The organism is Streptomyces sp. NPDC094034 (assembly GCF_040303865.1).
In the GTDB taxonomy this organism is placed as follows: Bacteria; Actinomycetota; Actinomycetes; order Streptomycetales; family Streptomycetaceae; genus Streptomyces.
This window is the reverse complement of record NZ_JBEOUD010000009.1, coordinates 161124-182708: the sequence shown is the minus strand read 5'-3', so window position 1 is coordinate 182708 and position 21585 is coordinate 161124. Positions and strand designations below refer to the sequence as shown.

Below are 21585 nucleotides of genomic sequence, written 5' to 3'. Positions count from 1 at the left end.
GAAACCGATGTGCCGGCCCGTCCGCCGGGGATGAGGTGGACGGGGGAATGCGTTGCGCCTTGCCAGATGTTCATTGTTCAACTAAATTGAACGTTGAATCATCAAGGAGGCCCTCATGCCCGCTGTGACTGTCGAAAACCCGCTGACCCTGCCCCGGGTGGCGGCCCCGGCCGACGCCGTGGCCCGCCCCGTACTCACCGTCACGACCGCCCCCGGCGGATTCGAGGGCGAGGGCTTCCCGGTACGTCGCGCGTTCGCGGGGATCAACTACGAGCACCTCGACCCGTTCATCATGATGGATCAGATGGGCGAGGTGGAGTACGCGCCGGGCGAGCCCAAGGGCACGCCGTGGCACCCGCACCGCGGCTTCGAGACCGTCACGTACCTGATCGACGGCACCTTCATCCACCAGGACAGCAACGGTGGCGGCGGCACCATCCAGAACGGTGACACCCAGTGGATGACGGCGGGCTCCGGCCTGCTGCACATCGAGGCTCCGCCGGAGTCGCTCGTCATGTCCGGCGGGCTGTTCCACGGCCTCCAGCTCTGGGTGAACCTCCCGGCGTCCGACAAGATGATGGACCCCCGGTACCAGGACATCCGCGGCGGCCAGGTCCAGCTGCTGACCTCGCCCGACGGCGGCGCGCTCCTCCGGGTGATCGCCGGCGAGCTGGACGGGCACGAGGGCCCCGGCATCACACACACCCCGATCACGATGATCCACGCGACGCTGCGGCCGGGTGCGGAGATCAACCTGCCGTGGCGGGAGGACTTCAACGGTCTCGCGTACGTACTGGCGGGGCGCGGCTCGGTCGGTACGGACCGGCGTCCGATACGGATGGGGCAGACGGCGGTGTTCGGCGCGGGCGGCGCGCTGAGCGTGCGCGCGGACGAGTCCCAGGACGGGAACACGCCGGACCTGGAGGTCGTGCTGCTGGGCGGACGCCCGATCCGGGAGCCGATGGCGCACTACGGCCCGTTCGTGATGAACAGTCACGCGGAGCTCAGGCAGGCGTTCGACGACTTCCAGGCGGGGCGGCTGGGCACGGTCCCGGCGGGGCCGGCGTAGCCGACGGTCGCGCCCCACCGGGGGCGCGCCGCCGGACGGCGGCTCACCCGCGCGGAGCCCAACGCGGGACAGGTCCCCCCTCGCGTGGTCGGGTGGGAACGTGCAGATCTCGCCGCCGTCCGTCCTCCCCGAGAGCGCCCGGCGCCTCGCCGCCTGGTGCGGTGTGGTGCTGGTGATCGCGGGGGTCGGGGCCGTCGCGATCTGGCTGGTCGTCACCTTCAAGACCGCCGTCACGCCCGTACTGCTCGCCATTCTCGGCACCGCGCTGCTCGGCCCCTTCTACCGCCGCCTCGTCGCACTGCGGCTGAACCGGTCGCTCGCCGCCGGGCTCACCTGCGTCGCCGTCGTGGCCGTGGTCGGCGGCGCGGGGTACATCGTCGTCAGCGCGCTGGTCGACAACGGGGACCAGATCATGACCTCGCTGCGGCAGGCGGCGCGGGACCTGGCCCGGCACTTCGGCGCCGCCGGGACCTCGCTCGACGATCTGACGAAGAACGCCAAGACACTGATCGGGAAGTTCGGCGCCACCGCCGCCTCCGGGGTGCTCACCGGGATCAGTGTCGTCGGCGAGCTGATCGCCACCGCCGTGCTCGCGCTGCTGCTGATGTTCTTCTTCCTGCGCGACTCGGAGCGCGCGGCCGGCGCGCTCAGGGCCCTCGCCCCGCGTACGACCGGGGACACGGTCGATGCCATGGCCCGCCGTGCCTTCGGCGCCGTCGAGGGGTTCATGCGCGGCACCACCGTCATCGCCTTCATCGACGCGGTCTGCATCACCGTAGGCCTGCTGATCCTGCGGGTACCCGGCGCGGTCGGGCTCGGCGCGCTCGTCTTCGTCGGGGCGTACATCCCGTATCTCGGCGCCTTCCTCTCCGGCGCCGTCGCCGTGCTGGTCGCCCTCGCCGACCGGGGCCTGGCGATCGGGCTGTGGGCGCTGGGGGTGGTGCTCGCCGTGCAGGTCCTTGAGGGCCATGTGCTCCAGCCGATGATCCAGAGCCGTACGGTCCAGATGCACCCGGCCGTGGTGATACTGGCGATCACCGCGGGCGCCAGCGTGGCCGGGATTCTGGGGATACTGCTCGCCGTGCCGTTGACGGCCGCCGCGTTCGGTGTCTTCTCCGAGCTGAAGGACCGTTACGGGCGCTACGACGAGGCCCCGGGTTCCGCGCCGCCGCACTCGTAGAGCTCGAACCAGATCGACTTCCCCTCGCCGCGCGGATCCACCCCCCACGCGTCGGCGAGCATCTCCATCAGCACCAGACCGCGCCCGCTGGAGGCCAGCTCCCCGGGGTGTCTGCGGTGCGGCAGTTCGTCGCTGGCGTCGGCGACCTCGACGCGCAGGCGCCGGTCCCCTGGCTCGCCGCGCGCCTCCGCGACGAGCCGGGCGTCGCCGTCGGTGTGTACCAGGACGTTGGTGATCATCTCGGAGACCATCAGCTCCGCGGCGTCGATCTGTTCCGGGTCGGCCCAATCGTGCAGCAGTTGGCGCAGCTGGCGTCGTACGCCCGCGATCCGCTCGGGCTCGGCCTGGGCGACGGTCACCGCGGTGCGCCGGGGAACGCCGCCGGGGAGCCGGGCCGGCGCGAGGTCCCGGGAGAGCAGCAGGAGCGCGATGTCGTCCTCGCGGCGGTCCACGAGCGGTCCGGTCGTGTAGTGCGAGGTGGGGCCGTGCACGGCCTGGATGAGGGTGTCGGCGAGCTTCTCCAGGGATCCGCCGGTGTCCTGCTCCAGTACGGGCCGCAGTCGCGCCCAGCCGGTCGCGAGATCGTGTCCGCCGGTCTCGATGAGCCCGTCGGTGCAGAGCATGAGCGTTTCGCCGGGCCCCAGGACGATTCGGGTCGTCGGATAGTCGGAGTCGGACTCGATGCCGAGCGGCAGTCCGCCCGCGGTCTGCCGGACGAACGCGGTCCCGTCCGCCGTACGGATCGCCGGGTCGGGATGGCCCGCGCGGGCGATGTCGAGCGTGCCGCTCTCCGGGTCGACCTCCATGTAGAGGCAGGTCGCGAAGCGCGGGCCGGCCACGGAGTACCACTCGTTCATCACGGCGGCCCCCGCGTCCGTGCGCGGCCCGCCGCCGGGGATGGCGCTGCCGACCTCGCCCCCCGGGTAGTACTGGAGACCGGCCAGGAAACGGGACGCGCGGGAGAGCACCGCGTCCGGTCGGTGGCCCTCGGAGGCGTAGGCGCGCAGGGCGATCCGCAGCTGGCCCATGAGTCCTGCGGCCCGTACGTCATGGCCCTGGACATCCCCGATGACCAGCGCGAAGCGTCCGCCCCAGCGCCCCTCGGAGTGCGAGGTGCCGCCGGGCAGCGGGATCATGTCGTACCAGTCGCCGCCGATCTGGAGGCCGCCGCCGGTCGGTACGTACCGGGCGGCCATCGTCATGCCGGGGATCTCGGGGCCGAGCGTCGGCATCATCGTGCGCTGAAGGCCGAGGGAGAGCTCGCGCTCGGTCTCGGCGACGCTCGCGCGGGCCAGCGCCTGTGCCATCATCCGGGCCACCGTCGTCAGGACGGACCGCTCGTCGGGCGAGAACGCGACCCGGTGTTTGAAGGCGGCCATCCAGGTGCCCAGCGTGCGGCCCGCGACGATCAGCGGGAGGAAGGCCCACGAGTGGCGGCCGAAGCGCTTCACATACCGCCAGGTGGCGGGGTACCGGTCGGCATACGAATCCGGGGTCGGCAGATAGATGGCCCGGCCGGTCCGCACGACCTCGGCCGCCGGGTAGTCGGTGTCCACCGTCATGCCCTCGAACGGGGCCGAGTCCTCCGGCGCGTGCCCGTGGTGGCCGATGATCGTCAGCCGCTCGCCGGAGACGCCGTAGACCGCGAGACCGTCCGGCGAGAAGCCGGGCATGGAGAGGGAGGCGGCGACCCGCAGCACCTCGGCGGTCGAGCGGGCCTCGGCCAGCGCGCGGCCGGCGTCGAGCAGGAACGCCTCGCGGGAGCGCCGCCAGTCGCCGGTGACGGAGGACCGTTCGACGGTGGTGCCCGGCTGGGGCTCGGTGATCGCCTGGACCGTGCCGATCATCTCGTACTCCCCGTCGGCCGAGGACGTGATGGCCGGCTTGGCCCGGACCCGTACGGTGCGGAGCACCCGGCCGCTCTCGTCCACGACCCGCAGCCGTGCCTCGGCGAGGGTCCCCTCGGCGAGCGCGAGATTGAAGATGCCGTCGATCTCGTTCCAGTCGATGGGGTGCAGACGGGCGCGCGCGGCGGACACGGTGAGCGTCACGGGTTCCTCGGGCATGCCGAGCAGCCGGGCCGCCTCCCCGTCGAGGGTGACTGTGTCGGACGCGTTCTCCCAGCGCCATAGACCGGTCGCGATCGCGGCCAGGACATCCTCGGTGCGCATTGTCCCACTTTATGAATATGTGTAGAACAAACGCCACCGAGGGGTGTGTCATGGCCGGGCGGTAACCTGTTACGGCGTACGAGGTAATGCCCTCCTACGACGTAGCGCTTCCGTCCGGCCAACCCCGACTTGCCAAGAACTGGATGAAACGACGATGCATCGGTACAGGTCCCACACCTGCGGCGAGCTCCGCGCCTCTGACGTCGGTGCCGACGTCCGGCTGAGCGGCTGGCTGCACAATCGCCGAGACCTGGGCGGCATCCTCTTCATCGATCTCCGCGATCACTACGGTCTGGTCCAGCTCGTGGCCCGCCCGGGCACCCCCGCGAACGAGGAGCTGTCCAAGCTCACGAAGGAGACCGTCGTCCGTATCGACGGCAAGGTCTCCGCGCGCGGTGCGGAGAACGTCAACCCGGAGCTGTCGACGGGCGAGATCGAGATCGAGGTCTCCGAGGTCGAGATCCTCGGCGCGGCGGGTCCGCTGCCGTTCACGGTCAACGCCGAGGACGGGGTGAACGAGGAGCGGCGCCTGGAGTACCGCTTCCTCGACCTGCGCCGTGAGCGCATGCACCGCAACATCATGCTGCGGACGGCCGTCATCTCCGCCATCCGGCACAAGATGACCGCGCTGGGCTTCAACGAGATGGCCACGCCCATCCTGACCGCGACCTCCCCCGAGGGCGCCCGCGACTTCGTGGTCCCGTCCCGGCTGAACCCGGGCAGGTTCTACGCGCTGCCGCAGGCCCCGCAGCAGTTCAAGCAGCTGCTGATGATCTCGGGGTTCGACCGCTACTTCCAGATCGCGCCGTGCTTCCGCGACGAGGACGCCCGCGCCGACCGCTCGCCCGGCGAGTTCTACCAGCTCGATGTCGAGATGAGCTTCGTCGAGCAGGAGGACGTCTTCCGGCCGATCGAGAAGCTGATGACCGAGCTGTTCGAGGAGTTCGGCAACGGCCGCCATGTCACCTCGCCGTTCCCACGCATCCCGTTCCGCGAGTCGATGCTGAAGTACGGCAACGACAAGCCTGACCTGCGCGCCAAGCTCGAACTGTCCGACATCTCGGACGTCTTCGAAGGCTCCGAGTTCAAGGCGTTCGCCGGGAAGCACGTCCGCGCGCTGCCGGTGCCCGACACGGCGGGCCAGTCGCGGAAGTTCTTCGACGGCCTCGGGGAGTACGCCGTCGAGCACGGCGCGAAGGGCCTGGCCTGGGTGCGGGTCGGCGAGGACGGCTCGCTGAGCGGCCCGATCGCCAAGTTCCTCACCGAGGAGAACGTCAAGCTGCTCACCGAGCGCCTGGGGCTCGTCCCCGGCCACGCCGTCTTCTTCGGCGCGGGCGAGTTCGACGAGGTCTCCAAGATCATGAGCGCGGTGCGCGTGGAGGCGGCCAAGCGCGCGGGCCACTTCGAGGAGGGCGTCTTCCGGTTCTGCTGGATCGTCGACTTCCCGATGTACGAGAAGGACGAGGAGACCGGGAAGATCGACTTCTCGCACAACCCGTTCTCGATGCCCCAGGGCGGTCTGGAAGACCTGGAGACGAAGGACCCGCTGGACATCCTGGCGTGGCAGTACGACATCGTCTGCAACGGAATCGAGCTGTCCTCGGGCGCGATCCGTAACCACGAGCCCGAGCTGATGATCAAGGCGTTCGAGATCGCCGGGTACGACCGCGAGACCGTCGAGCACGAGTTCGCGGGCATGCTCCGCGCGTTCCGTCTCGGCGCCCCGCCGCACGGCGGCATCGCCCCGGGCGTCGACCGCATCGTGATGCTGCTGGCCGACGAGCCGAACATCCGCGAGACGATCGCCTTCCCGCTCAATGGCAACGCGCAGGATCTGATGATGGGCGCGCCCACGGAGCTGGCCGAGTCCCGCCTGCGCGAGCTGAACATCGCGCTGCGCAAGCCGGCCGCGAAGTCCGGCGAGTAGCGCCTTTCGGCACACCCGAAGGGGCCCGGAACCACACGGTTCCGGGCCCCTTCGCCGTGTTGCCCTGGGCGGTGTGCCGTGCGCGCCTAGGTCCTGTCCGGTCGATCTTCGCGGATAAGCCTGGTGGTGGCGGCGGTGCCGGCGGGGCGGGCTCCGTCGCCCCGCGCGGCGCGGGCGACTCGCCGGGGACCGTCGAGGACGCCCACGCGCTGATCACCGGCGCAGACTTCGGCAGAGCACCTGAGAACGCCCCGACCACTACCGAGCATCCCCGGAACGCGAGATGAAAGAGGCCCGTACATGTCCGTGCGCCCTGTCCGCCCCGTCCGCAGAGGACCGCTGATCCCCGTGCTGCTGGCTGCCGGCCTGCTGCTCACCGGCTGCTCGGGCCTCACCGGCACCACGGACCACGCGGACAACGTGGGCTCGGCGCCGGGCGGGACGGCCGCGAAGGACAAGGCCGGCGCCGATGCCACCGGCGGTGCCGCGGGAGGGCCCGCCCCCGAGCCGGGGGGCGTCACACCGGAGGAGATCCCCGATCTCGGTCCCGCGACCCGCGCCGAGATCTCCCCCCAGGCGTCCCAGGCCGTCGTGGTGACCGGCACGGGCCGGGACTCCAGCATGGCCTCGGCCGTCGTCTACGAGCGCGATCCGGTCACCGGCTGGCATGCGGTCTCGGACGTCTGGCCCGCCCACAACGCCGTGCGCGGCTGGACCGACGACCACTTCCAGGGCGATCTGCGTTCACCCATCGGGGTGTTCGACCTCACCGACGCGGGCGGCAAGCTGTCCGACCCCGGTACGAAGCTCCCGTACGACCGCGAGGCCATCTTCGAGGCGTCGGGCGACGGCTTCGAGGGCGAGGCGCTCGCGGGGTCCTTCGACTATGTGGTCGCGATCAACTACAACCGGCTGCCCGGCACCACCCCCCTCGACTGGACCCGGCCGCTCGGCGAGGACAAGGGCGGTGGCATCTGGCTCCATGTGGACCACGGCGGGCCCACCCAGGGGTGTGTCTCGCTGCCGCGCCGGTGGATGAAGGAGCTGCTGAGGATGCTGGACCCGGCGAAGCGGCCGGTCGTGGTGATGGGCGACGCGGAATCGCTCGGCGACTGACCGCTGCAAGCAAGGCCCTCGGGCGTGTCCTCGACGTACGCGCGAGGGCCCGGGACGTGCCGTCCCGGGCCCTCGCATGACCATCTCGGCGTCAGCCGGGCGTTCCCCGGCCGCGCGTCACGCCGCCGCCGGGTCCTCGCCGCCGAAGCGCTCCCGGTACGCGGCCAGGTCCTCGTCACTGATCTTCGCGAAGAGCACCGGCGGGACGGTGAACGCCGTACCGGCCGGCACGGACGCCAGCGCCTTCGCCTCCTCGGCCGTGACCCAGCGCGCCGTGTCGTCGGTCAGCGCGAACGCCTCCCGCATGGCCCTGGAGGACGCCGGGATGAACGGCTCGGAGACCACCGCGTACAGATGGATCAGGTTCATCGCCGTCCGCAGGGTCAGCGCCGCGCCTTCCTCGTCGGACTTGATCTCCAGCCACGGAGCCTTCTCCTCCAGATACGAGTTGCCCGCGGACCACAGGGCGCGCAGCGCGGCGGCGGCCTTGCGGAACTGGAGCGTCTCCATGTGGCCCTCGTACTCCGCGAGCAGCCCCGCGATCTCCTCGCCGAGCCGCGCCTCCGCCTCGCCCGCCGGCTTGCCCGCCGGCACCGCGTCGCCGAAGCGCTTGCGCGAGAAGGACAGGACGCGGTTCACGAAGTTGCCGAGGGTGTCGGCGAGGTCCTTGTTGACCGTCGCCGTGAAGTGCTCCCAGGAGAAGGACGTGTCGTCCGACTCCGGCGCGTTCGCGATCAGGAAGTAGCGCCAGTAGTCGGCGGGCAGCAGGTCCAGCGCGGCGTCGGTGAAGACGCCCCGCTTCTGCGAGGTGGAGAACTTGCCGCCGTAGTAGTTGAGCCAGTTGAAGGCCTTGACGTAGTCGACCTTCTTCCAGGGCTCGCGGGTGCCGAGCTGGGTGGCCGGGAACATCACCGTGTGGAACGGGACGTTGTCCTTGGCCATGAACTCCGTGTAGCGGACGGTGTCGTCGGCCTCGTACCACCAGGACTTCCAGTCGCGGTCCGCCGGATTCTGGTCGGACCACTCCTTCGTCGCGCCGATGTACTCGACGGGCGCGTCGAACCAGACGTAGAAGACCTTGCCCTCGGCCGCCAGCTCCGGCCAGGTGTCGGCCGGGACCGGTACGCCCCAGTCCAGGTCGCGGGTGATCGCGCGGTCGTGCAGGCCCTCGCTCAGCCACTTGCGGGCGATGGAGGAGGCGAGCTGCGGCCACTCCGCGCTGGTCGCGTCGATCCAGGTCTCGACCTCGCCGGCCAGCTTCGACTGGAGGAGGAAGAGATGCTTGGTCTCGCGGACCTCCAGCTCGCTGCTGCCGCTGATCGCGGAGCGCGGGTTGATCAGATCCGTCGGGTCCAGCACGCGCGTGCAGTTCTCGCACTGGTCGCCGCGGGCCTTGTCGTAGCCGCAGTGCGGGCACGTGCCGACGATGTAGCGGTCCGGCAGGAAGCGGTCGTCGGCGATCGAGAAGACCTGGCGGATCGCCCGCTCCTCGATGAAGCCGTTCTCCTTGAGCCGGCGCGCGAAGTGCTGGGTGATCTCGCGGTTCTGCGCGGAGGAACTGCGGCCGAAGTAGTCGAAGGCCAGCTCGAAGCCGTCGTAGATCGCCTTCTGGGCGTCGTGCTGCTCGGCGCAGAAGACGTCGACCGGCACGCCCGCTTCCTTCGCCGCCAGCTCGGCGGGGGTGCCGTGCTCGTCGGTGGCGCAGATGTACAGGACCTCGTGGCCGCGCTGGCGGAGGTACCTGGCGTACACATCCGCCGGGAGCATGGACCCCACCATGTTGCCCAGGTGCTTGATCCCGTTGATATAGGGAAGGGCGCTGGTGATGAGGTGTCGAGCCATTGCGGGCTGCTCCCAAGTCGCTACATGGAGTGACCGATTGGTCTACGGAATGTCAATATCGTATCCGACCCATCAAGCGCGAGTCGCCCGCATTTGCCGGGGGTGCGCAGGGGTGCGCGGGGGTGCTGGAGGAGCGGGCGCGGGTGCGCGGGAGCGCTGGGGCGGGGGAGAGAGCTTTCCGAAACACCCCTTGCCGTAGACAGGCACATCCCGGGAGAGAAAGGGCATCATGTACGAGGCGGGGCAGGGGACAGGGGCAGGGGACAGCAGCATGCGGGTACTGGTCGCCGAGGACGAGGAGGTCCTGGCCGAGCTGGTGGCCACCGGGCTGCGACGGGCGGGATTCGCCGTCGACACCGTGTACAGCGGTGACGCCGCCCTCGCCTATCTGGGACTGCACGACTACGACGTCGTCGTCCTCGACCGCGATCTGCCACGTGTCCACGGCGACGACGTCGCGCGCAAGCTGGTCGCGGAGTCGTCCCGTACGCGCATCCTGATGCTCACCGCGTCCGCCTCCATGGAGGAGCGCGTCGAAGGGCTCGATCTGGGCGCCGACGACTATCTGGGCAAGCCCTTCGACTTCCCCGAGCTGGTCTCGCGCGTGCGCGCGCTGCGGCGGCGCAGCGCCAGGCCCGTGCCGCCGCAGTTGGAGCGGCATGGCGTACGGCTCGATTCCGTACGGCGGACGGCGTCGCGGGACGGGGTGGCGCTCGATCTCTCGCCCAAGGAGTTCTCGGTGCTGCAAATCCTTCTGGAGGCGGACGGGGCGCCGGTCTCCGCCGAGGAACTGCTGGAGCGGGCCTGGGACGCGCACGCCGACCCGTTCACCGGAGCGGTCCGGGTCTGTCTCAGCAAACTGCGGGCCAAGCTCGGGGATCCGCCGCTGATCCGTACGGTCCAGGGGGTGGGGTACGCGCTGTGATACGCGACGCGAACAGGCGCGCCGCGAAGAGAACGGGGCGGTGCGGGGCGGACAGGACGCTGGGGCCCGGCTCGACCATCCGTGCGCGGATGGCCCTGATCTATGGGGGCGTCTTCGTCGTCCTCGGTGGCTGTCTGCTCGCCGTCGTCAATCTGCTCTCCAGCGCCGGTACGCAGAACGAGGCGCAGGAGATCGCCGCCCGGGTGGCGCCGGCCCAGGTGTCGCCGGAGCTCCCCGTCTCGCCGGGGAGCGGGCTGATCCGCCGGCAACAGGGCCAGTACGTCGCCGTATATCAGCTCACCGACACGGTCACGGACGCCGCCTCCGACGAGATGATGTTCTGGTCGGTCGCCGCGCTGCTGGTCATGGCGGCGTGCGCGGTCGGGGTCGGCTGGTGGACGGCGGGGCGGGTACTGCGTCCGGTGCACGCGATGACGGCCAAGGCCCGCCGGCTGTCCGAACACAATCTTCACGAACGGATCGGCGCGAGCGGCCCGGACGACGAGCTGAAGGAACTGGGCGACACCCTGGACGCGCTCCTGGCGCGCCTGCAGAAAGCTTTCGACAGTCAGCGCCGGTTCATCGCCAACGCCTCGCACGAGCTGCGCACCCCGCTGGCGACCCAGCGCGCCGCGATCCAGGTCGGGTTGGACGACCTCTGCACGCCGGAGGAGCTGGCCCGTACGAAGGAGACCCTGCTCGACAACAACCGGCGCAGCGAACGGCTCATCGAAGGGCTGCTGCTGCTGGCGCGCAGCGAGCGCGAGGTGGAGGACCTGGAGCCGGTGGATCTGGGCGAGGCGGTGGCCGAGGAGACGGCACGCTACGGCCGGCGGGTCTCGCTCAGCGTCGCCGACGCCGACGTGGTGCGCGGAAACCGGCTGCTGCTCGGGCAGTTGGTGGGAAACCTGCTGGCCAACGCGGTGACGTACAACGTGCCCGGCGGGACGGTGGACGTCGAGGTACGGGGCGGGGAGCTGGTGGTGCGCAACACCGGCCCTGTGGTCGCCGAGACGGACATCCCCGCCCTGTTCGAACCGTTCCGGCGCGGTGAGGGCCGCGACCGGATGGGGCTCGGCGCGGGGCTCGGCCTCTCCATCGTCCGCTCGATCGCGGTGGCACACGGGGGGACGGTCACGGCGGAGCCCGGCGGCGCGGGCGGGGGGCTGGCGGTGACGGTGTCGCTGCCGAAGGCGGAGCGCGACGGCGACTGACGGCGACCACCGCGGCGACCCGGGAGAAACCGAAACCGCAACCGAAACCGCCGCCGGAACCGAAACCGCCGCCGGCGCCGCGTACGGGACGCGGGCCGACGGCGGTGCATACGGCAATGGTGGTAAAGGCCCTACGGGTCAGGTCAGTTGGCGGCGGCGGACGGCTGCCAGGCGGCGAGCAGTTCGCGGTAGAACGTGGCGTTCGGCACCTCGCTGGGCACCGGACCCGCGTGGTAGAAGCCGACGTTCGCGGTGGCCTCGTCCGCGCCGAGCTTGCGCGCGAAGTCGAAGCCCTTGGCGTCCTCCTCGCCGAACGCCACGAACTGCCAGAAGAGCGGGTGCTTCGCGGCCTCGGTGAGGGCCTGCTCGGCGAGGCGTACGGCGCTGGGCGCACCGTCCGTCTGGAAGATCACCAACGCGGGCCCGGCCGAACCGGACTTCTCGTGGAGCGCGACGACCTCTTCGACGGCGCGGTGGTAGTTCGTACGCCCCATGCGTCCGAGGGAGCCGTGCAGTTCGTCGATCTTCCCCTCGTAGTCGGTGAGACCGATCTCGCCGGTCCCGTCGATCTCGGTGGAGAAGAACACGACGGAGACGGTCGCACTCTCGTCCAGGTGTGCGGCGAGCGCGAGCGCCTGCTCGCCGAGGTGCTGGGCGCTGCCGTCCTTGAAGTACGGCCGCATGGAACCGGACCGGTCGAGAATGAGATAGACGGTGGCCCGCTCCCCGGCGAGGCCGCGCTTCTTGAGGGCGGCGCCGGCGGCCTTGTAGTGGTCGGTGAGGCCGGGAGCACGGGACTTGACGCGGGCGAGGGTGAAGGCGGGGCGGGCCGCGGCGCCGGTGCTGGGGTCGTCGGCGACGGCGGCGGCGACGGCGGCGGCGACGGGCTCAGGCTCGGGCTCGGTTTCCCGTACGGGCTCGGGCTTGGTTTCGAGTACGGGCTCGACCTCGGCGGCCTTGTCCTTGACCTCGACGCCCTCGGCCTCCGTCTCCACCTTGAGCTCGGGTTCGGGTTCGGGTTCGGGCTCCCGTTCCGACTCCGGTTCCGGCTCCGCGGGAACAACCGCCTCCCGCACGGGAGTCCTGTCGAGTTCGGGCTCCGCCGTGGCCTGCGCGGGGACCGTGGGCGTGGGGGCGACCGCGGGGGTGAGGTCCGGGGCGGGCATGGCCGTCGCCGCCGGAGGCTCCTCGATCGCGCTCGTCCGCGGCAACTGCGAGGGGACCGCGCGGTCCGGATCGGCCGGACGGGGGTTGTCGAACGCGGCGGCCACCAGATCCGCCGCCACCCCCGCGACATCCCCGGGCTCCACCGGGTCCTTGGGCTCAACCCGGGCGGGAGCCGCGGCAGGCGCCGGATCGGGGGCCGTGGTGGAGGACGGGACCGAGGCCGCGTCCGAGGACGTGGCCGTCGTCGTGGCCCCGGCCGCGTCCTCCGGGACGGCCGTCGTGTCCGTACCCGAGTCCTTGGTCGTCGGCTCCGCCGGATCCGTACGGTCGGAACGCCCCGCCTGCGACGGTACCGAGGCCGAGACCGGCACCGACTCGTGGTGCTCCTCCGCACGGTCGCGTCCGAACACCTTGCGCAGCAAGCTCCGAATGCCCATGGGCGAGGCCTTTCAGATGAGTTGGGTGCGGTGTCCGCCCCCGGGGAAACGCGCATCCCTGGCCAGGGCGGATACGTAAGGTTAGCGGCCACCGCGAATGATCTCCGGCAGGGGCGGTCCACGTGTGGGGCGGGCCCTCCGGGCAGGACGGTATCCTCCCTGCCGCCGAAGGCATTACTCTCCCCCGACCACGCGGTCGGCGCAGGTTCATGTGTCGTTCACCTGAAGGCCGCCACCCTGGTGGCGGCCACACCTAGCGTCACCAGCCGAGACATCCCGACACCGTGTCGGCGCGGTGCGCGCCGAATACATCGCATTCCGGAGGCGAAAGTGCGCAAACTGCTGCCGCTGCTCAATTCGAGTTCCAGCCCCCACCCGGGCGGGCGTTCGGCCCTGACCTGCCGCTTCCGCTGCGGTGACGCCTGCTTCCACGAGGTCCCGAACAAGAGCGACAACGCGTACGTCGGTGACATCATCGCCGGTGCCATGACGCGCCGTTCCATGGTGCGCGCCGCCGCCGTCGTGACGGTCGCCACCGCTGCGGGCAGCGCGCTCGCGCTCGGCCCCGGCAACTCCCCGGCGTCCGCCGCCGCTGTCGCCGGAAACGGCAACGGCAACGGCAACACCGGTGGCGCGGGCGGCAAGGTCGACGGCGCCCGCGGTCTGCGTTTCACCCCGGTCGCCCCCAACACCGCGGACAAGGTGACCATCCCCGCCGGCCACGACCAGAACGTGGTCATCCGCTGGGGTGACCCGATCCTGCGCGGTGCGCCGGAGTTCAACCCGGACAAGCAGACCGCCAAGGCGCAGGCCGGCCAGTTCGGTTACAACGTCGACTTCCTGAGCCTGCTCCCGCTGAAGGGCGAGCGGGACCGTCAGGTCCTCGTGGCCAACCACGAGTACACCGACGAGATCCTGATGTTCAAGGGCTACGACTCGGCCAAGCCGACCCGCGAGCAGGTGGAGATCGCCTGGGCCGCCCACGGTCTCTCCGTCGTCGTGGTCCAGGAGGACCGCAAGAGCGGCAAGCTCACCGCCGTCACCCGTCACGAGCTCAACCGCCGCCTCACGGTCACCAGCGAGTTCCGGCTCACCGGCCCGGCCGCGGGCAGCGATCTGCTCCGTACCTCGGCGGACCGTACGGGCAGCAGGGTCCTCGGCACGCTGAACAACTGCGCCGGCGGCACCACCCCCTGGGGCACGACGCTGCACGGCGAGGAGAACTTCAACCAGTACTTCGCCAACGGTTCGAGCGACACGGACAAGCGCTACGGCATCGGCACCGCCGCCAGCGAGCGCAAGTGGGAGCTCTTCGACAAGCGCTTCGACCTCAAGCAGGAGCCCAACGAGGCCCACCGCCACGGCTGGGTCGTCGAGCTGGACCCGTACGACCCGAACTTCACGCCCCGTAAGCGCACCGCCCTCGGCCGCTTCAAGCACGAGGCCGCGCAGCCCCGGCTGACCGCCGACGGCCGCCCCGTCGTCTACATGGGCGACGACGAGCGCTTCGACTACCTGTACAAGTTCGTCTCGTCGAAGCAGATGAAGCAGGGCAACAGCCGCGCCGCCCACGAGCACAACCTGACGCTGCTCGACGAGGGCACGCTGTACGTGGCCAAGCTGACCGGTGACAGCCCGGCGGGCGAGATCGACGGCACGGGCAAGCTCCCGAACGACGGCGAGTTCGACGGTTCCGGCGTGTGGATACCGCTGGCGACCGGCGATGTCTCGCACGTGCCCGGCATGAGCGCCGACGAGGTGTACGTCTTCACGCGTCTCGCGGGTGACAAGGTCGGCGCCACCAAGATGGACCGTCCCGAGGACGTCGAGCCGTCGCCGCGCACGGGCCGGGTCTACGTCGCGCTGACGAACAACACCGACCGTGGCAAGGCGGGCAAGGCGGGCGTCGACGAGGCCAACCCCCGTAACGCCAACAAGCACGGTCACATCCTGGAGCTGGCGGAGAACTGGGACGACCCGGCGGGCGACGGGTTCGCCTGGCGCCTCTTCCTGGTCGCGGGTGACCCCAACGACCCGGCCACCTACTTCGCGGGCTTCCCCAAGGACAAGGTCAGCCCGATCTCCTGCCCGGACAATGTCGCCTTCGACTCACACGGCAACCTGTGGATCTCGACGGACGGCAACGCGCTCGGCAACCACGACGGTCTGTTCGGTGTCGCGACGCAGGGCGAGCGGCGTGGTGAGCTGAAGCAGTTCCTGACCATGCCGAACGGCGCGGAGACCTGTGGTCCGATCATCCAGGACAACCGCGTCCTGGTCGCCGTGCAGCACCCGGGTGAGATCGACGGCGCGACCGTCGAGAAGCCGGCGAGCGCGTGGCCCGACGGTCCCGGCAAGATGGTCCGTCCGTCGGTCGTCTGCGTCTGGCGCAAGGACGGCGGGAACATCGGCGTCTGACGCCGACTGACCTGACCCGACCGCGGGGTGGCGCCGTCTCGGACCGGCGTCACCCCGCTCGGCGTTTCAGCCCGGTCGATGACACAGGACCCGGTCGATGACAAAAGAGGGGAGCCGCGGGGCCGTCCGCGATTACCCTCGATGTATGACTTCTGAGGCTTCGGACACCGGGACCGCACGGGTCGACTCCTGGATCTGGTCCGTACGGCTCACCAAGACCCGCTCCCAGGCCGCCGCCGCCTGCCGGGGCGGTCACGTCCGCGTCAACGGGGAGCGGGTCAAGCCCGCGTACGCGATCAAGCCGGGCGACGAGGTCCGGCTGCGCCACGCGGCCCGCGACCGGGTCGTGGTGGTCTCGCGCATCGTGAAGAAGCGGGTGGGCGCGCCGGTCGCCGTGGAGTGCTACGTGGACAACAGCCCGCCGCCCCCGCCGCGCGAACTGACCGTTCCCATCGCCCTGCGCGACCGGGGGACGGGCCGTCCGACGAAGCGCGACCGCAGGGAGCTGGACCGGCTCCAGGACAGGGTTCAGGACCAGTGGTTTCAGGGCTGACCGCCCGGGTTCGGAACTGTCAGCGAATGAGTGAGTTTAGCTGCACACAGTCACCTTTGGTGCACGGAAAGTAAAACTCGCACCACAGGGAAGGTCCTTCCCATGAACCACGACGGTGAACAGCGCGACCAGCAGCACCAGCACACACAGCGCTTCATGTTCCGCCTCCCCAGTCACCCCCGTAGCGTCGGCCGGGCCCGCGAAGTCCTTCATACACAAGTGGGTCTGCCCGGAGATCCCGGCGAGACCGCGGCCCTCCTGCTCTCGGAGCTCGTCACCAACGCGCTGCGCCACGGCAGCCCACCCGGCCGGGAGATCGCCGTCACCCTGGAGCGGGCCGACGGGCTGCTCAGACTGGAGGTCGAGGACGCGGGGGACTATCTGCCACGTCCACGCACCCCCGACCTGGAGGACGAGTGCGGGCGGGGGCTCGCGCTGGTGGCCGCGCTCGCCGACGACTGGGGTGTGGCGCCCAGGCGGGGCCCCGGGAAGCGGGTCTGGGTGACGCTGAAAGTGCCCGAGAGATCCCTCAGGACGTCCGATCAATGAGACCGGTCCCGCGCTGTGGAGAGGCGATCGCCAGCGCCGCCCCGACCTCCTGGCGCAGTGGAGCCAGGACGCTCTTCTCGTCGCCGGGCGGCGGCTCGGTCCGTACCTCCACCAGGACCTCGCTCGACCGCACCCCGGCCGCCAGCTCCCGCAACTGGCGCTCGACGCCGGCGATCTCGGCCGGGGTGGGCGGCTCGGCGCCGTAGTCGACGCGCACCCGGGCCGCCGTCGTCGCGTCCACGACGCGTTCCACCGCGACGACCAGCGGCAGCCACGCCGCGGCGCGCGTCCCGGTGGGCGGCGGCTCGGTCACGGCGCGCTGGAACTCGCTGCGTACGACGGACAGATCGCGGTAGAGACGGCGCCGCATGCGGGCGCGTTCGCCTTGGTCGGGCCCGTACACGAACGCGCGCCGCACATACTCCGCCGTGTCCTCGACCGTGTCCGCGAGCCGGTGCCCGATCCGGCTGCGCCAGCTCTCCGGCCAGAGCAGATAGCCCACGATCAGGGCGATCGCACAGCCCACCATGCTGTCGACGAAGCGCGGAAGCACGAGTTCGAAACCCTCGTGGTTGAGGATGTCGGAGATCAGCAGGATCACCGGCGTGATGGCCGCCGTCTGGAACGCGTACCCCTTCGCGGCGAACGCCGGGATCAGCCCCGCGATGACGGGCATGATCGCCACGTCCCACCAGCCGATCGGCACCGCCGCCAGGATCGCGGCGGAGGTGACGAGGCCGAGCACCGTGCCGAGCGCGCGCAGCAGCGCGCGCGAGAAGACCGAGCCGAAGTCCGGTTTGAGGATGAAGGTGACGGTGAGCGCCACCCAGTACGAGCGGGGTACGGGGATGAGCGACACCAGCGCCTGGGCGAGGCCGATACAGAGCGCGAGGCGCAGCCCGTACCGCCAGGACGCCTCGGAGAGCAGGACGTTGCGCGCGCCGCGGCGGGCGCGGACCCACAGCGGGGCGGGGCGGCCGAGCCGGTCGTCGGTGTCGACACCGACGTAGGCGGCGCCGGGGTCGTTGTGAATGTCGGGGCGGTGCACCACGGCGAACGCGTGCCGCAGCGCGGTGTCGACGGCGCGCGCGCACCGGTCGTCGGGCGCGGGCAGCTCGGGCGGCGCCGGCGGCGGGCCTTCGGTACGGCCCATGGCGACCGCGTCCGCCAACTCGCGCACGGCGGCCGGGATCGCGGCGGGCAGCGGTCGCTCGCGCAGACGGGCGGCGGGCGCGGCCTCGACCAGCGGGATGATCACATTGAGCTGCGCGAGCAGCCGCACGAGCGGCCTGGAACGGCCGTGTTCGCGGGCGCGGCGGGCGAGGACGAGGTCGTAGGAGTGGTTGAGGGATTCGGTGACGGCCAGCCGTTCGGCGTCGTACGTGTTCCCCTTCGCGTCCTCGGTACGGCCGGCCGCCTCCAGCAGATCGGCCACCGCGCGGTACGTCGCGGCCACGGCGGCCCGTTCCGGCACCCCGCGGCGCAGCGGCCAGGCCAGCAGCGAGAGCGCGAGGACGAACAGCCCGCCGAGAACGAACAGCAGCGGGGCCTTCCACCAGGGCTGGGGCAGCGGCAGTCCCGCGCCGATCACCGCGTCGAGCAGCAGGAGCAGCCCGGCGGACGAGGCCACCGCGCCGATCGAGGAGATCATCCCGGAGACGAGCGCCACCACGGTCAGTACCCCGACGGCGACCCATCCGTGGCCGTAGACGAGCGTGCCGAGCGTGACGCCGAGGGCGCCGAAGAGCTGGGGGACCCCGGTGGTGAGGATCCGCAGCCGGTACGCGTCCGCGGTGCGGCCGGCGACCGCGAGCAGCGCGCCCAACGAGACGAGCGCGCCGTAGTCGGGGACCCCCATGGCGAGACCCGCGGCCAGGGGCACGGTCAGGGCGATGGCGGCGCGGGCGACGGCGGCCCAGGGGATGGGGGCGGACTGCGGGCGCAGCCCGGCGAGCAGCCATTCGGGCGGGGCCAGATGGGAGGCCGGTCCCAGGCGCCCGGACAGGCGCCGCCGGAGCGGCCGGGGTTTCCGCGTGGGGTTTCGGCTGTCTCCCATGGCTGCCACGGCTCCCACGGAGGGTGGGCGGCTTCAGCCCTGGTAGCCCTCGACCTCGCCCGGGGGCCGCACCGCCGCCTCGTCGGGGTTCTCGCCGAACTCCGACTTGGCGCGCCGCTGCCGCAGCAGATCCCAGCACTGATCGAGCTGGACCTCGACGGAGCGCAGCCGCGCCTTTTCGTCCGCGTCGAGGCCGAGCTTCTCGGACGAGCGTGCGCGCAGGGCGCGTTCCTCCGCGACGAGTGCGCCGATGTTGTCGAGGATCTCGTCGTCCTTGCCGGCGGCGTTGCTGGCTGCGTTCATGGTTCGATCCTCGCGCTCGCGCGGCACCCTCGCACCTCGGCCCCCTCGCCCGTGCTCTTCCGCAACGCACGTCCGCCACGCATATCGCGCACGTCGCACGTCGCGCGTCACGCGTCACGCACGTCACGCGCGTCACGTCACGCACGCGTATACGGGCACAGAAGCGGGAGCCGCTGTGCCCGTATGCGCGGACGTTGGTGGTCGGGGGGTCGGTTCGGCGAGCGGAGGGGAAGGGCCCCTCAGTGTCTGTTGCCCGCCCAGGACGTCGCGCGATCCGTGGTCAGTGCCCAGATCACGAACGCCGCCAGCGCCATGCCGACGATCGCCCAGATCGGCGCGTACGGCAGGTACATGAACTGCGCGACCAGATAGAGCGCCGCCACCCCTATTCCGAAGTACCTGGCCATCGGGACGCGCATGAGAATGGCCAGTCCAGTGGCGGCGAGCAGGATTCCGAGGGCTATGTTGATCCAGCCCCAGGCGCTGAGGTTGAACGTGTAGGCGTAGCCGGTGACCGCGTTGAACACCGCGTTGTGCCGTACGGCCGCCACGCCCTGAAGGATGTCTATCGCTCCCGCGACCAGCATGAGAACACCGGCGAAGAAGCTACCGCCAGTAGCCCAGGCTGCCTTCCTTTCCGCATGTGCGCCGGTATGCGCGCCGGTACCTGCTCCGGTGCCGGTGCCGGTACCCATGCCTGTTCCTGTGCCCGTACCTGTGCCCATGCCCGTGGTGGGGGGCCTCTGTGCTGTGTTCTGGCTCATAACCCCATGGTGCTCCAAATGCCGCAAAAGGGACATTCGGTCGAGTGGGATCGGCATAAAGATTTCGTAAAGTCAGACGGGGGAGGAGCTGTGCGGGGTGCTGGGCGCGATATGCGGCGCCTGCGAAGCCCGGGGTAACCGGCCACTCAGCCAGGCCCCGAGGCTCAGGGCGAGTCCACAGGCGAGCACACACCAGCCCGCCGTACGCAACGAGGCGGTCAACGCGTCGAAGATGGCGGCGGCGGCCGATCTGTCCCCGTTGTCCGGCAGGTCCTGGAGGATCGATCCGCGCGCCACGGCGACCACGACGAACAGCAGCGCCGCACCGGCCGCGTACGCGAGACCGGTGCCGATGAGCGCGCGGCGCCGGTGGACGGCGAGCAGCACGGCCGCGCCGCTGAGGGCCAGTGTGCCGACGGCGGGCCAGATCCCCGCCGCGCGCAGCCCCTGGGCGACCTCGCGCCAGATCCCGAGTCCGTTGGCCTCCAGGACGATGATCTGCGTATGCCGCACGGGGATCCGGTTGGCGTACGGCACGCTGTCGTCGGTCAGCTGCTTCTTGACCCGCGCGGTGATGGGCGCCAGATCGATCGTCACCGCGTTGCCGCCGCCGCTGGTCAGCGCGTGTTCCGCGGTGGCGTGGGCGGCGCGGGTCGCCGTGTTCCACGCGTTCTTGAAGGCATGGGTGGTCTCGAACGACAGCACGGCGTCGTGCAGCAGACCGCGTACCCCCTCCTGAAGGAGCGGCCCCACGGGGACCTCGGTCAGCACCTCGTCGGTGATCCGGTCGGCGACGGCGTTCTGTACGTCCGGATCGGAGGCGAGCGGCGCCATGGTGGAGACGAAGCGGTCGGTGTCGCCGATCTCCAGGTCGACCCAGGCCGCGACCGCGCTCAGCGGGACGAGGACCGTCAGCAGGACGATCAGCGCCGTGGAGAGGTAGGTCCGCACTCCTCAAGGGAACGGGTACGCGGCGGCGGGCGCGAGCGGTGCGCCGCCGACCCGGTGAGAGAGCGCGCCGGTCCGTCACCCCCGCTGAGGTTGACGCGTGGGGCGGGTGGGGTGTGCCCTGGAGAGGCGGGGGCGGACCCGGGGGGTGCGACGGAAGGAGCCCCTTGCCATGGCGACCCGGACACCGACGCCCACCCGGCACCGCACGCCGAGGCCCCATCTCCCCTGGCACAAGGACACGCGGTACGACGACACGCGGCAGGTCGACACGCGGTACGAGAACACGCGGCAGGTCGACACGCGGCAGGTCGACACGCGCCACGAGGACACGCGGCACGACGCAGCGCGGCATGAAGGGGGGCGGCGCGGAGGCGCGTCCCACGACGGCCTCCGGCGCGGCGGCGAGCGGCCTCCGGGCGCGCGGGACACCCGCCCCCAGGACGCGGCCCGGCCCCCAGTCTCGCCACGCCTCGTGGGGAACTCCCTCCTGCTGGGCGTCGCCTACGGCGCCTACGCGTCGTACATCGCCCGGGGCGGCGGCCCCGCCACCTTCGGACAGCTCGCCCTGGCCCTGATCTCCGGCGCGCTCGCGGCCCTGCTGGTCTTCGGCCTCGTCCGCGTACAGCACGGACTGATGCGTGAAGTACGCGCCGCGGCCTGGGGCGTACTTGTCGGCGGGGGCATGGGCTTTCTCTACAGCCTCGCCAATCACAGCGTTCTGCTGTCCTCCGGGATCGGGCTGGCGTTCGGCGTGGCCACGGTCATCGTGGTCTTCTACCGGCTCTACACGCGAGAACCCCGAGAACCCCAAGAACGCCGAGAACCCCGACAACGCCGAGAACCCCGAGAATCCTGAGGCGCCCGCTCACCCCATCGGCACCCCAGCGCTCGCGCCGCTCCCCCGCAGGCCATAGGACGGAGTCGGGGCGGCGCGCGGAGGCCG

General features: G+C 71.0%; 17 protein-coding genes. 10 read left to right on the top strand and 7 right to left on the bottom strand.

What is annotated here, in order from left to right; genetic code table 11:
• Positions 1–115: 115 nt before the first annotated feature.
• A complete protein-coding gene (locus tag ABTZ59_RS11680) occupies positions 116–1069 on the top strand; it encodes a pirin family protein (protein WP_351394461.1) in 954 nt (317 codons plus the stop codon).
• Positions 1070–1169: 100 nt separating this feature from the next.
• Entirely contained in the window at positions 1170–2249 is a 1080-nt protein-coding gene (locus tag ABTZ59_RS11675; RefSeq protein WP_503002612.1) for an AI-2E family transporter, read from the top strand.
• Here ABTZ59_RS11675 and ABTZ59_RS11670 read toward each other — a convergent pair.
• Entirely contained in the window at positions 2210–4420 is a 2211-nt protein-coding gene (locus tag ABTZ59_RS11670) for an ATP-binding SpoIIE family protein phosphatase (protein ID WP_351394458.1), read from the bottom strand. The two genes, ABTZ59_RS11675 and ABTZ59_RS11670, sit on opposite strands and share 40 nt — an antisense overlap.
• 154 nt (positions 4421–4574) lie before the next feature.
• Between ABTZ59_RS11670 and aspS the strand changes: the two genes are divergently transcribed.
• Together aspS and ABTZ59_RS11660 are read left to right on the top strand one after the other, a co-directional pair.
• Complete coding sequence (gene aspS, locus ABTZ59_RS11665) at positions 4575–6347, top strand: aspartate--tRNA ligase (protein ID WP_351394455.1); 1773 nt, start codon at positions 4575–4577, stop codon at positions 6345–6347.
• Positions 6348–6647: 300 nt separating this feature from the next.
• Positions 6648–7463 carry a hypothetical protein gene (locus ABTZ59_RS11660; protein ID WP_351394452.1) on the top strand — a complete coding sequence of 272 codons (816 nt, stop codon included), beginning with the start codon at positions 6648–6650 and terminating at the stop codon, positions 7461–7463.
• A gap of 117 nt (positions 7464–7580) precedes the next feature.
• On the opposite strand, the gene metG is transcribed toward ABTZ59_RS11660, so the two are convergent.
• Positions 7581–9305: a methionine--tRNA ligase gene (metG, locus tag ABTZ59_RS11655; RefSeq protein WP_351394449.1), complete on the bottom strand. Its 1725-nt coding sequence runs from the start codon at positions 9303–9305 to the stop codon at positions 7581–7583.
• A 271-nt stretch (positions 9306–9576) separates the two neighbouring features.
• Between metG and ABTZ59_RS11650 the strand changes: the two genes are divergently transcribed.
• A complete protein-coding gene (locus ABTZ59_RS11650) occupies positions 9577–10230 on the top strand; it encodes a response regulator transcription factor (protein ID WP_351394535.1) in 654 nt (217 codons plus the stop codon).
• 89 nt (positions 10231–10319) lie between these two features.
• The gene (locus ABTZ59_RS11645) at positions 10320–11444 is read left to right on the top strand and encodes a HAMP domain-containing sensor histidine kinase (RefSeq protein WP_351394446.1); all 1125 of its coding nucleotides are present in this window, start codon (positions 10320–10322) and stop codon (positions 11442–11444) included.
• Between the two features lie 143 nt (positions 11445–11587).
• Here the strand turns inward: ABTZ59_RS11645 and ABTZ59_RS11640 are convergent, their stop codons facing one another.
• Entirely contained in the window at positions 11588–13048 is a 1461-nt protein-coding gene (locus ABTZ59_RS11640; RefSeq protein WP_351394443.1) for a VWA domain-containing protein, read from the bottom strand.
• Positions 13049–13378: 330 nt separating this feature from the next.
• Here ABTZ59_RS11640 and ABTZ59_RS11635 point away from each other — a divergent pair, with 330 nt between their 5' ends.
• From ABTZ59_RS11635 to ABTZ59_RS11625, 3 genes are all read left to right on the top strand, one after another.
• Entirely contained in the window at positions 13379–15466 is a 2088-nt protein-coding gene (locus tag ABTZ59_RS11635; RefSeq protein ID WP_351394439.1) for a PhoX family protein, read from the top strand.
• 145 nt (positions 15467–15611) lie between these two features.
• Complete coding sequence (locus ABTZ59_RS11630) at positions 15612–16019, top strand: RNA-binding S4 domain-containing protein (RefSeq protein WP_249951373.1); 408 nt, start codon at positions 15612–15614, stop codon at positions 16017–16019.
• A 102-nt stretch (positions 16020–16121) separates the two neighbouring features.
• Positions 16122–16568: an ATP-binding protein gene (locus ABTZ59_RS11625; RefSeq protein ID WP_351394435.1), complete on the top strand. Its 447-nt coding sequence runs from the start codon at positions 16122–16124 to the stop codon at positions 16566–16568.
• Here the strand turns inward: ABTZ59_RS11625 and ABTZ59_RS11620 are convergent.
• The 4 genes from ABTZ59_RS11620 to ABTZ59_RS11605 all read right to left on the bottom strand — a co-directional run bounded on the left by ABTZ59_RS11620 (position 16549) and on the right by ABTZ59_RS11605 (position 20642).
• Positions 16549–18543 carry an FUSC family protein gene (locus ABTZ59_RS11620; RefSeq protein ID WP_503002622.1) on the bottom strand — a complete coding sequence of 665 codons (1995 nt, stop codon included), beginning with the start codon at positions 18541–18543 and terminating at the stop codon, positions 16549–16551. The two genes, ABTZ59_RS11625 and ABTZ59_RS11620, sit on opposite strands and share 20 nt — an antisense overlap.
• A 114-nt stretch (positions 18544–18657) precedes the next feature.
• Positions 18658–18927, bottom strand: coding sequence for a DUF2630 family protein (locus ABTZ59_RS11615; protein WP_351394429.1), 270 nt, complete (start codon positions 18925–18927; stop codon positions 18658–18660).
• A 239-nt stretch (positions 18928–19166) separates the two neighbouring features.
• A complete protein-coding gene (locus ABTZ59_RS11610) occupies positions 19167–19622 on the bottom strand; it encodes a DUF7144 family membrane protein (protein WP_503002606.1) in 456 nt (151 codons plus the stop codon).
• Between the two features lie 141 nt (positions 19623–19763).
• Entirely contained in the window at positions 19764–20642 is an 879-nt protein-coding gene (locus tag ABTZ59_RS11605; protein ID WP_351394423.1) for a hypothetical protein, read from the bottom strand.
• 169 nt (positions 20643–20811) lie between these two features.
• Here ABTZ59_RS11605 and ABTZ59_RS11600 point away from each other — a divergent pair, with 169 nt between their 5' ends.
• Complete coding sequence (locus ABTZ59_RS11600) at positions 20812–21498, top strand: hypothetical protein (protein ID WP_351394420.1); 687 nt, start codon at positions 20812–20814, stop codon at positions 21496–21498.
• Positions 21499–21585 lie beyond the last annotated feature (87 nt).

Coding starts and splice junctions, on each gene's coding strand:
- ABTZ59_RS11680 (WP_351394461.1), top strand. CDS start 116: ATGCCCGCTGTGACTGTCGAAAACCCGCTGACCCTGCCCCGGGTGGCG.
- ABTZ59_RS11670 (WP_351394458.1), bottom strand. CDS start 4,420: ATGCGCACCGAGGATGTCCTGGCCGCGATCGCGACCGGTCTATGGCGC.
- aspS (WP_351394455.1), top strand. CDS start 4,575: ATGCATCGGTACAGGTCCCACACCTGCGGCGAGCTCCGCGCCTCTGAC.
- ABTZ59_RS11660 (WP_351394452.1), top strand. CDS start 6,648: ATGTCCGTGCGCCCTGTCCGCCCCGTCCGCAGAGGACCGCTGATCCCC.
- metG (WP_351394449.1), bottom strand. CDS start 9,305: ATGGCTCGACACCTCATCACCAGCGCCCTTCCCTATATCAACGGGATC.
- ABTZ59_RS11650 (WP_351394535.1), top strand. CDS start 9,577: ATGCGGGTACTGGTCGCCGAGGACGAGGAGGTCCTGGCCGAGCTGGTG.
- ABTZ59_RS11645 (WP_351394446.1), top strand. CDS start 10,320: ATGGCCCTGATCTATGGGGGCGTCTTCGTCGTCCTCGGTGGCTGTCTG.
- ABTZ59_RS11640 (WP_351394443.1), bottom strand. CDS start 13,048: ATGGGCATTCGGAGCTTGCTGCGCAAGGTGTTCGGACGCGACCGTGCG.
- ABTZ59_RS11630 (WP_249951373.1), top strand. CDS start 15,612: ATGACTTCTGAGGCTTCGGACACCGGGACCGCACGGGTCGACTCCTGG.
- ABTZ59_RS11625 (WP_351394435.1), top strand. CDS start 16,122: ATGAACCACGACGGTGAACAGCGCGACCAGCAGCACCAGCACACACAG.
- ABTZ59_RS11615 (WP_351394429.1), bottom strand. CDS start 18,927: ATGAACGCAGCCAGCAACGCCGCCGGCAAGGACGACGAGATCCTCGAC.
- ABTZ59_RS11610 (WP_503002606.1), bottom strand. CDS start 19,622: ATGGGTACCGGCACCGGCACCGGAGCAGGTACCGGCGCGCATACCGGC.
- ABTZ59_RS11600 (WP_351394420.1), top strand. CDS start 20,812: ATGGCGACCCGGACACCGACGCCCACCCGGCACCGCACGCCGAGGCCC.